14 protein-coding genes are annotated in these 13113 nt (G+C 62.1%); 11 read left to right on the top strand and 3 right to left on the bottom strand.

The genetic code is table 11. The features are described 5' to 3' along the window. The first annotated feature begins 4 nt into the window (after window positions 1-4). From ACSQ3F_RS13840 to ACSQ3F_RS13810, 7 genes are all read left to right on the top strand, one after another. On the top strand, window positions 5-787 hold the full coding sequence (locus ACSQ3F_RS13840) for a carnitinyl-CoA dehydratase (protein ID WP_436100741.1): 783 nt from the start codon (window positions 5-7) through the stop codon (window positions 785-787). A gap of 289 nt (window positions 788-1076) precedes the next feature. Continuing rightward, window positions 1077-2666 (top strand): ABC transporter substrate-binding protein, encoded by a 1590-nt coding sequence (locus tag ACSQ3F_RS13835; RefSeq protein ID WP_436100740.1) that lies wholly within the window; start codon window positions 1077-1079, stop codon window positions 2664-2666. Beyond that, complete coding sequence (locus tag ACSQ3F_RS13830) at window positions 2666-3775, top strand: ABC transporter permease (protein ID WP_436100739.1); 1110 nt, start codon at window positions 2666-2668, stop codon at window positions 3773-3775. Before ACSQ3F_RS13835 ends, ACSQ3F_RS13830 begins: the two co-directional genes overlap by 1 nt. Beyond that, window positions 3772-4599, top strand: coding sequence for an ABC transporter permease (locus ACSQ3F_RS13825; protein ID WP_436100738.1), 828 nt, complete (start codon window positions 3772-3774; stop codon window positions 4597-4599). Before ACSQ3F_RS13830 ends, ACSQ3F_RS13825 begins: the two co-directional genes overlap by 4 nt. Continuing rightward, a complete protein-coding gene (locus tag ACSQ3F_RS13820; protein WP_436100737.1) occupies window positions 4592-6244 on the top strand; it encodes an ABC transporter ATP-binding protein in 1653 nt (550 codons plus the stop codon). Before ACSQ3F_RS13825 ends, ACSQ3F_RS13820 begins: the two co-directional genes overlap by 8 nt. 71 nt (window positions 6245-6315) lie before the next feature. Beyond that, on the top strand, window positions 6316-6561 hold the full coding sequence (locus ACSQ3F_RS13815) for a type II toxin-antitoxin system Phd/YefM family antitoxin (protein ID WP_436100736.1): 246 nt from the start codon (window positions 6316-6318) through the stop codon (window positions 6559-6561). Beyond that, complete coding sequence (locus ACSQ3F_RS13810; RefSeq protein WP_436100735.1) at window positions 6561-7007, top strand: type II toxin-antitoxin system VapC family toxin; 447 nt, start codon at window positions 6561-6563, stop codon at window positions 7005-7007. Before ACSQ3F_RS13815 ends, ACSQ3F_RS13810 begins: the two co-directional genes overlap by 1 nt. 47 nt (window positions 7008-7054) lie before the next feature. Here ACSQ3F_RS13810 and ACSQ3F_RS13805 read toward each other — a convergent pair whose 3' ends face one another. Continuing rightward, window positions 7055-7390 carry a hypothetical protein gene (locus ACSQ3F_RS13805; RefSeq protein WP_436100734.1) on the bottom strand — a complete coding sequence of 112 codons (336 nt, stop codon included), beginning with the start codon at window positions 7388-7390 and terminating at the stop codon, window positions 7055-7057. Window positions 7391-7452: 62 nt separating this feature from the next. On the opposite strand from ACSQ3F_RS13805, the gene ACSQ3F_RS13800 reads away from it, so the two are divergent. Further along, window positions 7453-9453 (top strand): CocE/NonD family hydrolase, encoded by a 2001-nt coding sequence (locus ACSQ3F_RS13800; protein WP_436100733.1) that lies wholly within the window; start codon window positions 7453-7455, stop codon window positions 9451-9453. A gap of 4 nt (window positions 9454-9457) precedes the next feature. Here the strand turns inward: ACSQ3F_RS13800 and ACSQ3F_RS13795 are convergent, their stop codons facing one another. Then, the gene (locus ACSQ3F_RS13795; RefSeq protein ID WP_436100732.1) at window positions 9458-9859 is read right to left on the bottom strand and encodes an ACT domain-containing protein; all 402 of its coding nucleotides are present in this window, start codon (window positions 9857-9859) and stop codon (window positions 9458-9460) included. A gap of 294 nt (window positions 9860-10153) precedes the next feature. Between ACSQ3F_RS13795 and msrA the strand changes: the two genes are divergently transcribed. Then, entirely contained in the window at window positions 10154-10798 is a 645-nt protein-coding gene (gene msrA, locus ACSQ3F_RS13790) for a peptide-methionine (S)-S-oxide reductase MsrA (RefSeq protein WP_436102150.1), read from the top strand. Between the two features lie 59 nt (window positions 10799-10857). On the opposite strand, the gene ACSQ3F_RS13785 is transcribed toward msrA, so the two are convergent. Then, a complete protein-coding gene (locus ACSQ3F_RS13785; protein ID WP_436100731.1) occupies window positions 10858-11775 on the bottom strand; it encodes an alpha/beta hydrolase in 918 nt (305 codons plus the stop codon). A gap of 144 nt (window positions 11776-11919) precedes the next feature. Between ACSQ3F_RS13785 and ACSQ3F_RS13780 the strand changes: the two genes are divergently transcribed. Together ACSQ3F_RS13780 and ACSQ3F_RS13775 are read left to right on the top strand one after the other, a co-directional pair. Beyond that, window positions 11920-12096: a hypothetical protein gene (locus ACSQ3F_RS13780; RefSeq protein ID WP_436100730.1), complete on the top strand. Its 177-nt coding sequence runs from the start codon at window positions 11920-11922 to the stop codon at window positions 12094-12096. A 96-nt stretch (window positions 12097-12192) separates the two neighbouring features. Further along, on the top strand, window positions 12193-13104 hold the full coding sequence (locus ACSQ3F_RS13775) for a LysR family transcriptional regulator (protein ID WP_436100729.1): 912 nt from the start codon (window positions 12193-12195) through the stop codon (window positions 13102-13104). The last annotated feature ends 9 nt before the right edge of the window (window positions 13105-13113 follow it).

The following is a 13113-nucleotide window of genomic DNA, read 5'->3' as shown; positions in this document are numbered from 1 at the left end:
CCCTATGACCGGACCAATCAGAACGCACCGCGAAGGCGGCATTCTCGAAGTCACCATCGACCGGCCGAAAGCCAATGCGATCGATCTGGTGACCAGCCGCATCATGGGCGAAATCTTCCGCGACTTCCGCGACGACCCGCAATTGCGCGTGGCGATCATCACCGGCGAGGGAGAAAAATTCTTTTGCCCTGGATGGGACCTGAAGGCGGCGGCTGCTGGTGATGCGGTTGACGGCGACTACGGCGTCGGCGGTTTCGGCGGCATGCAGGAACTGCGCGACCTCAACAAGCCGATCATCGCTGCGATCAACGGCATCTGCTGCGGCGGCGGGCTGGAGATCGCGCTTTCCACCGATCTCATCCTGGCGGCCGAGCACGCGACCTTCGCGCTGCCGGAAATCCGCTCGGGCACGGTGGCTGACGCGGCCTCGATCAAGCTGCCGAAGCGCATCCCCTATCATATCGCCATGGACATGCTTTTGACCGGCCGCTGGCTCGATGCCGCCGAGGCCCATCGCTGGGGTTTCGTCAACGAAATCCTGCCCGCGGGCAAGCTGATGGAACGGGCCTGGGAACTCGCCCGCCTGCTCGAAAGCGGCCCGCCGCTGGTCTATGCAGCAATCAAGGAAGTCGTGCGCGCAGCAGAGGGCGAGGACTTCCAGACGACAATGAACAAGATCACCAAGCGCCAGTTCAAGACGGTCGATATCCTCTATTCGAGCGAGGACCAGCTGGAAGGCGCGCGGGCGTTTTCGGAGAAACGCGATCCGGTCTGGAAAGGAAAATAGTCGTCAGGAATTCCCGGCGGTGGACCAGCGCAAGCGATGCTGCCTTACGGCAAGGTGCCATAAGGCATACTTATGAAAACTGCAGATTTTTTGTATGAATACAGGTCGTCATTTGGACGATAGCATGAATTTCAACAGGTCTTCCGGCATCGGAAAACCGCCTTCAGGAAAGGTGCGACAGCGGCAGACAAATCCGCAAAAGTAACTGGCCTCCCTGCCTTTCGGCAGGCATTCTAGCAGCAACCCATAATCAGAACGGCAAAAGCCATCAAACAAAGGGAACAGGGGAATGAGCGATTACAAGAATTACCTCGCCAATCAGGTCAAGATGGGCAAAATGAACCGACGCGAATTCATGGGCCGGGCACTCGCAGCCGGCGTCGCGCTATCGAGCGCCAGCGCATTGTTTGCATCAAGCGCGGCCGCTCAGGAACCGAAACGCGGCGGACACCTGAAGCTCGGCCTCGAAGGCGGCTCGGCCACCGACGCGCTCGATCCGGCCAAGGCACTGTCGCAGGTGCTCTTCGTCGTCGGCCGCAACTGGGGCGACCTCTTGGTCGAATCCGATCCGCTGACGGGTGCTGCCGTTCCGGCTCTTGCCGAATCCTGGGAGCCTTCACCGGATGCTGCCGTCTGGACCTTCAAGATCCGCAAGGGCGTGCAGTTCCACGACGGCAAGGAACTGACGATCGAAGACGTGGTGAAGACCCTGCAGCGCCACACCGACGAGAAGTCGGAATCGGGCGCGCTTGGCGTGATGAAGTCGATCAAGACGATCGAGGACAAGGGCGGCGATCTCGTCCTGACGCTGACGGAAGGCAATGCCGACCTGCCGCTGCTTCTGTCCGACTACCACCTGATCATCCAACCGGGCGGCGGCTACGACAATCCCAACGCCGCCATCGGCACAGGCCCCTACAAGCTGACCAGCTTTGAGGCCGGTGTGCGCGCCACCTTCGAAAAGAATCCGAACGACTGGAACCCGAACCGCGGCTATGTCGACAGCGTTGAAATCATCAACATGAACGACGCGACCGCACGTATCGCCGCCCTTTCCTCCGGTCAGGTTCACTACATCAACCGCATCGATCCGAAGACCGTGGCCCTTCTGAAGCGCGCGCCGACAGTCGAAATCCTCTCGACCGCTGGCCGTGGTCACTACGTCTTCATCATGCATTGCAATACAGCACCGTTCGACAACAACGACCTGCGCATGGCGCTGAAATACGCGATGGATCGCGAGAACATGGTGCAGACCATTCTTGGCGGCTACGGCAAGGTCGGCAACGACTTCCCGATCAACTCGACCTACGCGCTCTTCCCGGAAGGCATCGAACAGCGCGTCTACGATCCGGACAAGGCCGCTTTCCACTACAAGAAGTCCGGCCACAGCGGCCCGGTACTCCTGCGCACGTCGGATGTCGCCTTCCCGGGTGCCGTTGATGCGGCCGTGCTCTACCAGGAAAGCGCCAAGAAGGCCGGCATCGAGATCGAAGTCAAGCGCGAGCCCGGCGACGGCTACTGGTCGAACGTCTGGAACGTCCAGCCCTTCTCGACCTCCTACTGGGGCGGCCGCCCGACCCAGGACCAGATGTATTCGACAGCCTACCTGTCGACCGCCGACTGGAACGACACCAAGTTCCTGCGTCCGGACTTCGATAAGACCCTGCTTGAAGCCCGCTCCGAACTGGACGAAGCCAAGCGCAAGGAAATGTACCGCACCATGGCGATGATGGTGCGCGATGAAGGCGGCCTGATCCTGCCGATGTTCAACGATTTCGTGAACGCCTCGACCAAGCAGGTGAAGGGCTATGTCCACGATATCGGCAACGACATGTCGAACGGCTACGTCGCAACTCGCGTCTGGCTCGACGCCTGATGACGGGCGGCGGACCGATCACGGGTCCGGCGCCGACGACGGGTACCGCTGCGGGGGGCGAAAGTCTCTCGCAGTCCGCACCCGTCTCCGGAACGCTGGTCACGCCCCCGACGGGTATCGCGACCGGCACGTTCTGGCGCCGTTTCACCCTGCGCCGCCCCTTGGCGGCCCTCATCATCCAGCGCTTGGGCCTAAGCGTTGGTCTCCTCTTTGCCGTGTCGCTGATGATCTTCGGCGGCGTGGAAGCCCTGCCCGGCGACTTCGCCACCACCTATCTCGGCCAGTCGGCGACGCCACAGGCGGTCGAAAACATCCGCAAGGACCTCGGCCTCGACAAGCCGCTGAGCGAACGCTACCTCAACTGGCTCGGCGGCGCCGTCAAGGGTGATTTCGGCACGTCCTGGGCCAGCAAGAACTCCGTCAGCGAACAGATCGGCAAGCGGCTCGGAAACTCCCTCTTCCTCGCCTTCTTCGCCGCCCTGGTATCCGTGCCGCTCGCCGTCGCGCTCGGCATGCTCGCCGTGCAATATCGAAACCGGCTGCCGGACAAGATCATCAACGTCATATCGCTCGCGGCGATCTCGCTCCCCGAGTTCTTCGTCGGTTACCTGCTGATCCTGTTCTTCGCGGTTCAGCTGGGCGTCGCGACCTTCCCGGCCACCGTCTACGGCAGCATGGGCTTTGGCGAACGGCTTTCGGCCATCGCCCTGCCGGTCGCAACACTCGTGCTCGTCGTTCTCGCCCATATGATGCGCATGACCCGGGCGGCGATCCTCAACGTCATGTCGTCGGCCTATGTCGAGACGGCGGAACTGAAGGGCCTCAGCGCCTTCCGCATCATTGCCCGGCACGCCGCTCCCAACGCCGTTGCGCCGGTCATCAACGTCATCGCGCTCAACCTCGCCTATCTCGTGGTCGGCGTCGTCGTCGTGGAAGTGGTGTTCGTCTATCCGGGCATGGGCCAGTACATGGTCGATGCCGTCACGGTGCGCGACATGCCGGTGGTGCAGGCCTGCGGCCTGATCTTCGCCGCCTTCTACATTTTCCTCAACATGGCCGCGGATATTCTTGCCATCCTCGCCAATCCAAGATTGAGGCACCCACGATGAGATTGAGCTCCATTCCCTTGAGTGCCTGGGTCGGCATCGCCGGTATCACGCTCGCCCTGATCTGCGCCATCTTCGCCCCCTGGATCGCTCCCTATGGCGAGCGCGACGTGGTCGGCGACATCTGGTTGCCGATGGGCGGTGACTTCCTGCTCGGCACCGATAATCTCGGCCGCGACCTGTTCTCGCGTCTGGTCTTCGGTGCCCGCACGACGATCTTCGTCGCACTTGCGGCAACTCTCATTTCGTTTTCGCTGGGCATGCTGTTGTCCTTCACTGCGGCAGTCACCGGCGGCTTCATCGACCAGTTGTTCTCGCGTTTCAACGATCTGATGATGGCGATCCCGACACTGATCTTCGCGCTTGTCGTGCTTGCCGTTCTGCCGCAACAGCTCTGGATCCTGATCCTCGTCATGGCGGTCCTCGACAGTACCCGCGTCTTCCGCATCGGCCGCGCCGTGGCGCTCGATGTCGCGGTAATGGAATTCGTCGAGGCCGCGCGCCTTCGCGGCGAAGGCACAAGCTGGATCATCTTCCGGGAAATCCTGCCCAACACGCTGTCGCCGCTTCTCGCCGAATTCGGCCTGCGGTTTGCCTTTTCGATCCTCTTCCTCTCCACCCTCTCCTTCCTCGGCCTCGGCATCCAGCCGCCGGCCGCCGACTGGGGCGGCATGGTCAAGGACAACAAGGACGGCATCATCTTCGGCATCTCGGCAGCCCTTGTTCCGGGCGGGGCGATTGCCGGTCTTGCCATCTGCGTCAACCTCGTCGTCGACTGGTTGATGAAGCGAACCTCGAGCCTCAAAGGAGGGCGCGGCGATGCCTGAATCTTTATCTGCTAAGAATGGGCTGCTTTCCGTCAAGAACCTGAAAATCGAGGCCACCAGCTACCCGCCGGGCGAGCCGCCGAAGACCGTAACCCTGGTCGAAAACGTGTCGTTCGACCTTGAGAAGGGCAAGGTGCTCGGCCTGATCGGCGAAAGCGGTGCCGGCAAGTCGACGATCGGCCTCTCCGCCCTCGCCTATGGCCGTGGCGGCGCATCCATCACCGGCGGCCAGGTGCTGCTCAACGGCAAGGACATCCTGACGCTCGGCCGCGACGGCGTCCGCACCATCCGCGGCTGCAAGGTCTGCTATGTCGCCCAGTCGGCGGCGGCCGCCTTCAACCCGGCCCACAAGCTCGGCGAACAGGTGGTCGAGGCGTCGCTGCGCCACAAGATCATGAGCCGCGCCGACGCAGAGAAACGGGCGCTCTACCTTTTCCGGGTTCTTGGCCTGCCCAATCCGGAAACCTTCGGAGACCGCTATCCGCACCAGGTCTCCGGCGGCCAGCTGCAGCGGGCCATGACCGCCATGGCGCTCTGCCCCAATCCCGAACTGATCGTCTTCGACGAACCGACCACGGCGCTCGACGTCACCACCCAGATCGACGTTCTGGCCGCGATCAAGCATGCCATCGAGGAGACGCACACGGCAGCGCTCTACATCACCCACGACCTCGCCGTCGTCGCCCAGATCTCCGACGACATCATGGTGCTACGCCACGGCAAGACGATCGAATACGGAACGACCAAGCATATCATCGAAGCGCCGAGCGAAGACTATACCCGGGCGCTCGTCAGCGTCCGCCAGACCAAGCGCGAGGAAGCCAAGGACCAGAGCAACACACTCTTGAAGATCGAGCATGTGAGCGCCGGTTACGCCAGCGGCTTCAAGGTGCTCCACGATGTTTCCATGCATCTGCCCAAGGGCCAGACACTGGCGATCGTCGGCGAGAGCGGGTCCGGCAAATCAACGCTGGCCCGCGTCATCACCGGCCTCCTGCCGCCGTCGGAAGGCAAGATCACTTTCGACGGCAAGGAGCTTCCAAAGGCGCTGAGTTCGCGCACGAAGGAAGAGCTTCGCCGCGTGCAGATGATCTACCAGATGGCAGACACGGCGATGAACCCCCGCCAGACGGTGCGCGACATCATCGGCCGCCCGATCTCCTTCTACTATGGCCTGCACGGCGCCAAGAAGACGGAGCGCGTCAAGCAACTGCTCGACCAGATCGAGATGGGCGACCGGTTCCTCGATCGCTATCCGGCCGAACTGTCCGGCGGCCAGAAGCAGCGCGTCGCGATCGCCCGGGCACTGGCGGCAAAACCGGAACTCATCCTCTGCGACGAACCGACCTCGGCGCTCGATCCGCTGGTGGCCGAAGGCATCCTGAATCTGCTTCTGAAGCTTCAGGAGGAAACCGCTGTTTCCTATGTCTTTATCACCCACGACATCGCCATCGTCCGCGCCATCGCCGATAGCGTCGCCGTCATGCACCGCGGCAAGCTCGTCCGCTTCGGCCCGAAGTCCAAGGTCCTGTCGCCGCCCTTTGACGACTATACCGATCTACTTCTGAAATCCGTTCCGGAAATGGAACTCGGCTGGCTGGAGAAGGTGCTGACGACACGGCGCATGGAGAGTGCCGGGAATTGAACGTGCCGCGGCGGTTTGACCATCACGTGGAAAACTTCTAAAATGACCACAGTAGTCATTAAAGGTGCTCCATGAAGGAAATTCAGCTGCGCGACGCCAAGGCAACGCTCTCGTCCGTCGTGGACGAGGCATTGCATGGCGAAGCGTCAATCATCACGAGACATGGTCGCAGGGAGGCCGTCATCATGTCCTATGAGGAATATCGCCGGCTTTCCGACGTTCCGAGTTTCGGCTGGCTGCTCACCCATTCTCCTCTGGAGGAGGGCGACATCCCGGACCGCAAGCCCCCGCGCGCGCTGAGCGATCAGTCGTTCTGATGTACCTGCTCGACACGAACATCCTGTCGTTGATTGGCCCAAGACGTCTCCACACGCCGGAAGAAGCGGCGGTGCGCAAATGGATCGAAGACACCTCCAACAGGCTCTTTCTATCGGTCATATCCATCTCGGAAGTCGAACTGGGGATTGCGAAGGCCGCGCGACAGGGTGCGTCGAAAAAGGCCAACGATCTAGCCAGATGGCTGAACAGTATCGTCCATCTCTATGCCAGCCGTATTTTGACGCTCGATCTCAACACGGCTCGGCTAACCGGACGATTGCTCGACAAGGCCAATGGAATTGGCGGCGACCCCGGTTATGAGGATGCGGCGATTGCGGCGACGGCGATGACGCAGGACTTGACCGTGCTGACGCGCAACATCCGCCACTTCAAAACGATGGAGGTTTCCTGCCTCAATCCCTACGAAGGTTTGCCAACGACATGAAAGCCGTCTTCAGGGAAACCGCGCTTTTTGCGTGGCAAAGAACGCCGTCATTTCGCTGTGCAGGCGACGTCGCCCGTGCGCTGTGCGGCCTCGCCTTCCAGCAGGACCGAAGCATAGCCCTTCGCCGAGCAATCGCCCTTTGCGCCGGCTCCGGAGCGAAAATGCACGACGGGCTGTCCCTCGATGAAGATGCTCGGCACGATCTCATAGAGTTCGGGCGGACAGTTAGCGACATCGGACAACCGGAGCGCCGGCTGGCCGCCGATCATGACGCTGGTGGCACCCGACAGCGCGCAGGCCGGCAGCGGCGGCACGTCGTCAGCAACGGCGGGAACTGCGACGGCAAGGATCAAAATGCCCGCCGAAACATTTCTCTTCAACATTCTCGTCCTCCCACGACACCGCCAGCAATGCGGGCGCGACAGCATGCAGAAAAGACCAGGACATGACCACAGGCAATTTCACCGTCATCGAAAACCAATGGATCGTCCTCAAGGACGGCACGCGAATGGCCGCGCGCATCTGGCTGCCGGAGGGCGCGGATCGGAACCCGGTGCCGGCAGTTTTCGAATACCTTCCCTACCGCAAGCGTGACGGGACAAGTCCGCGCGACGAATCCACCTATCCGGTGTTTGCGGCAGCCGGCATCGCCGGAATTCGCGTCGATATCCGCGGCTCCGGCGAATCCGACGGCGTCATCGACGGCGAGTATACGCCGCGCGAACTTGCCGATGGTTGCGAACTGATCGCCTGGATCGCCGCACAGCCCTGGTCGAACGGCAAGGTCGGCATGATGGGCATTTCCTGGGGCGGCTTCAACTGCCTGCAGGTGGCGGCGCTTAAACCGCCTGCGCTGAAGGCGGTGATCTCGATCGCCTCGACCGTCGATCGCTACAATGACGACATCCATTACAAGAATGGCACGCATCTCTCCGCGCAGCTTTCCTGGGCGGCGACCATGCTGGCCTACCAGTCCCGTTCACCCGACCCGGCGCTGGTCGGTGACATGTGGAGGCAGATGTGGCTGGAGCGCCTGGCGCTGGAGCCCTTCTTCATCGAGGAGTGGCTGGAGCACCAGCGCCGCGACGACTTCTGGAAACACGGCTCGATCTGCGAGGTTTTCGACGGCTTCCCGATACCGGCCATGGTCATCGCCGGCTGGGCCGACGGCTACCGCAACACGCCGATGAAGGCCGCAGAAGGTCTCGGCGACCGGGTGAAGGCTCTGATCGGCCCCTGGGTGCACAAATACCCGCATTTCGCATGGCCGAAACCACGCGCCGATTTCCACGGCGAGGCCATCGCCTGGTGGAACCGCTGGCTGCGCGACGAGGATACGGGCGTCGAGGCTCTGCCGCAGATGCGCGCCTTCATTCTTGACGGCCCGAAGCCGGCGCTTCGCCGCAATGTGGAGCCGGGTTTCTGGATCGCCAAGGATCAGTGGCGGCCGCCGGAAATGCAGTGCTTCTATGTCGATCAGTTCGGAAGCCTGCAGGAGGGCATGCCGATCGCCGGCGCCCATGACCACAACGCCTATCTGAGATCGCCACTCGATACCGGAACCGCCGCCGGCGAATGGTTCACGCTGAAGCCGGACGCCGAAATGGCGGGCGACCAGCGGATCGACGATGCGGGCTCGCTGATCTTCGAGACGGCGCCGCTAACCCATGCGGTCGACTATCTCGGCCAACCGGTATTGACCGTCGAACTCGCCTGCGACGGCGACTGGGCAAACTTGATCGCTCGTCTCGTCGATATTCATCCGGATGGCACGGCAACTCGCGTCACCTTCGGCGTGCTCAACCTTGCCCACCGCGACGGTTACGCCGAGCCGAAGCCGATGGAGAAGGGTAAAAAGACGCAAATCCGGCTGGTGCTCGACGCCTGCGGCTACCGCTTCGGCGCCGGCCACCGCATCCGCCTGTCGCTCTCGACATCCTACTGGCCGATGGTCCTGCCGGCCCCGTCCGATCCGGGCCTGACGCTCGACCTCGCCTCCCTCGGCCTTGCCCTGCCGAAAATCGGTGAACACCGGGTGATCACCGTGCCTGAACCGGCAAATCCCGATCCGCTGCCGAAATACATCGAGCATGCGGCGGGAAAGACCAGCCGCCGCGTCGAGCGCGATATGACGACCGGCAAGACGCACTACTATATTTTCGAGGACACCGGCCTTTTCGAACATCCGGACACCGGCTTTGCCACTCAGGATATTCGCAACGAGATCTGGACCATCGCTGCGGACGATCCCCTGTCGATGACCGGCGTCTCCACCTGGACCTGCGTTGCCAAACGCGAAAACTGGTCGGTCAAGACCGTTTCGGTCTCGCGGATCGGCTGCACAGCAACGGAGTGGCTGACGTCGGCTTCGGTCACGGCCTACGAAGGCGAGACGCAGATTTTTGAAAAGACCTTCGAGAAGCGCCTCCCCCGCGACTTCATGTAAAGGATCAGACGGGCCGCGCCTCGGCCAAGGCGTCAAGCGCCCGCTCCGCATCCTTGACCGGCACGAAAATGTGGTCGTGGTGATAGGCCGCGACCACATTGGCGCTGATGCCATGCCGCGTCAGCGCCGCCGCAACTGCCGCCGTCAATCCGACAGCCTCGAGCGCGGAATGCACTGTCAGCGTGATGCAGCGCATCACCGGGCCATAAGCCAGGCCGGCCTTGTCTGCCTCTGTGCGCTCAAGGATCAGCGTCAGGCCTTCGTCCTCGCGGAAGAAGCCGAGCGGCGATAACGAAAGCCAGCCCCCCGCCGGATCATTCGGCACCGTGCAATAGACATAGTCTCCGGGCCGCAGGTCCGGGCGCATTTCGCGCAAGAGCACGTCGAGATCGGTGATAGCCGTCATATCATCCTCCATCGATTCCTTCTGGCATCACACAAGCGTGTAGCGCTGCGGCCAGCCTCTCACTTTGGCGTTACGCACGCATTTGCGATTTGACCCGTGAACCGGCGTCAGGTCAGACTTTGCTCATCAAGCAAAGGCGCATGTCGCCGGATCCAAGGGTGCGTCTCATGCATCCGCCGATCGAACAGGAGGAATGCCATGCCGTCCATCAAAACACAAACTGCCTCGCGAACGACCGGACGCTCCCTCGCGCTCGGCCTTGGCGCAACCGCAATCGCCGCCGCGCTCTTTGCGATGTCTTCGACCTTCAGCAATGCCGCCGAAGATGCCGTCATCGTCCCTCCTCCTGCAATCGATGAAACCGCCAGCGCGGCGACCGAAAAGGCCGTCTTCGCCGGCGGCTGCTTCTGGGGTGTGCAGGGTGTCTTCCAGCATGTGAAGGGCGTGAAGAACGCGGTCTCCGGCTATTCGGGGGGCACGAAGGACACCGCTGCCTACGAAACCGTCAGCAGCGGCAATACGGGTCACGCAGAGTCAGTCGAGATCACCTACAATCCGAAAGAGGTCACCTACGGTCAGCTGCTGCAGATCTTCTTCTCGGTGGCGCACAATCCAACGCAGTTGAACTATCAGGGCCCAGACCACGGCCCGCAATACCGTTCGGAAATCTTCACCACCAATGGTGAGCAGAAGACGATCGCGCAAAGCTATATCGCCCAGCTCGATAAGGCTGAGGTTTTCGGCGAACCGGTTGTCACCAAGGTCTCGGATATGACCGCCTTCTATCCGGCCGAGGAATACCACCAGGATTTCCTGACGCTCAATCCAACCTACCCCTACATCGTCTACAATGACTTGCCGAAGATCGAGAACCTGAAGGCGCTCTTCCCGGCGAAATTCAGCCCCGACCCGGTTCTGGTCCTAAAGGCCAAGGGCTAATGCATGTCGCCCAAAAGTGTGCAGCGGTTTTGGGGCAACGACACGCATGAAACAAAGATCTAAAGCGTTCCAACGAGACCGCTGACCGCCAGGCAAATCTGGCGGAAACCTTCCCGCGCGCCCTCGCTCATGGTACGGGCGCGCAACCACGCATGGATCATCTGCGGCTCGTCGCGATAAGTGACGTTCGCACCCGCAGCGATCAACCGCTGGGCATAAAGCGCGGCATCGTCGCGCAAAGGATCGAAATGCGCCGATGTGATATAGGCTGGAGGCAGGCCGGAGAAATCCTCTGCCTTCAGCGGGTGCGCGAAGGCGCTGTCAGCCGGTGCCTTCAAGACATCCCGGTAATAGGCGACGTCAGCCGTCGACAGCCCCGGCGCCTCGGCCATCTCGGCATAGGAGCCCGACACCAGGTCGCCGCCAAGCCCCGGATAGATCAGCACCTGCCCGACGATACCGCCGATTGCCTCCGCCTTGGCCTTCAGCACAATCCCCGCCGCCAGATTGCCGCCGGCGCTGTCACCCGCGATGACCAGCGGCCGGCCGTCGGCAAGCAGTGAGATCAGCACTTCGAAGCAATCCTCGAACGCCGCCGGCCAGACATGCTCCGGCGCCAGCCGGTAATCGACGGAGACCAGTTCGGCTTTTGCTGCGTGGGCGATCTCCGCGCAGATGGCATCATGGCTTTCGAGCGAGCCGACGACAAAACCGCCGCCATGAATGTAGAAAATCCGCGTCTGCGTCGTGATCTCCGCCGGCCGGTACCGGCGCACGGGAATACGGCCGCCGACCTTCTCATCCTGCCGCGTCAGTCCCTGCGGCGACGGCGCATCGAACTCGGCGCACAGCGCGTCGTACCATCTGCGCTGCTGCTCGATCGGCGCATCGACGGCATCGGCCGGGTAGAATTCTTCGCAGCGTTTGTGGAAGGCGAGAATGCCGGGTTCGGTGGGGAAAAGGCGATCTGTTGTCATGAATAGCCGGTCCTGATTGTTATCTGAGCATAACCGGAATTCTGGCAAGCTCTGTTCTGAGGCCGACACTCCTCGAAATTTCCAACATCGAGACCACACGAAGTCGCGCAGCCGTGTTCGTCTGTCTGCGAGGAGTAACGCTCCATGCGCGCAGGCAAACCACCTTCCGAGCAGCAACATACCGTGCCGGATGCGCAGTCGGCCGACGCCATCCGGTTGAAAATCCGCGAAGCGCTGGATGATCCTCGTCCCGACGTCCCGGCAGCGGATGTCTTTGCACGCCTGCGCGCTCGCGATTCCGGGTGCCGATCACGTCGATGATGGACACAGAACTCGGCTTCCTCCCGCGCATCCTCGGCGAATGTGTTCGCCCTCATCCACCTTGCCATTCCCCCCTCTGCCCGTGTTAGCTAGGCCATGGCCTTCACGCTCCGTCAGCTCCAATATTTCGTCGCCGTCGCCGAACAGGGCTCCATTACCCGGGCGGCGCAGAACCTGTCGATCTCGCAATCCTCGATAACCGAGGCCGTCAAGGAATTGGAGACGGACTTGGGCGTCGAGCTGTTCGAGCGCCATCCGCGCGGCCTGCACATCACCCATAACGGCCACCAGTTCCTGCGCCATGCGACCAAGATCCTGGCCGGCGTATCGGACGCACGCCGCTCGTTTTCGCAGGAGCGGGAATCGCGCACCGGCGGCACGCTCAATCTCGGCGTCACCTCGCTCGTTGCCGGTTACGTCCTCTCTGATCTCCTTGCCCGCTATCGCCGCGCCTGCCCGGAAGTCGAGGTGAGTGCCATCGAAGACAATGGCTCCTATCTCGAACATCTGCTGGTCGGCGGCGAGCTCGATGTCGCCGTCATGGTCATTTCCAACCTGCGCGACCGCATGGCGCTGCAGGCAGAAATCATCGAGACCTCGCCTTACCGTCTCTGGCTGCCGCTCGGCCATCCCTTGGTTTCCGCCGATATCATCTCCGTTGCCGATATCGCCAAGGAGCCGTTGATCATGCTGACGGTCGACGAAATCGAGGAGAATACTGGCAAGCTTTTGACCGCGCTCGGCGCCCGCCCACATGTCGCCTTCCGTACCCGCTCGGTCGAGGCGGTGCGCAGCCTTGTCGCGACCGGCGCCGGTATCGCGCTCTTGCCCGATCTCGTCTACCGGCCCTGGTCGCTGGAAGGCGACCGGATCGAAAGCCGGGACGTCTCCGGCGCTCTCCCCGTGGTCCAGGTCGGCATGGTCTGGCGCAAGGGCTCAGGGTTGCCGCAATCGGCCAAGGACTTCATCGGGGTTGCAGAGGCGCTGCGCAGCGGCAGGTCCCGGTAAATTCGATCG

The sequence above is a fragment of the Pararhizobium sp. LjRoot238 genome (assembly GCF_964252955.1).
Classification (GTDB): Bacteria; Pseudomonadota; Alphaproteobacteria; order Rhizobiales; family Rhizobiaceae; genus Pararhizobium.
This window is presented reverse-complemented; position numbering and strand designations above follow the sequence as displayed.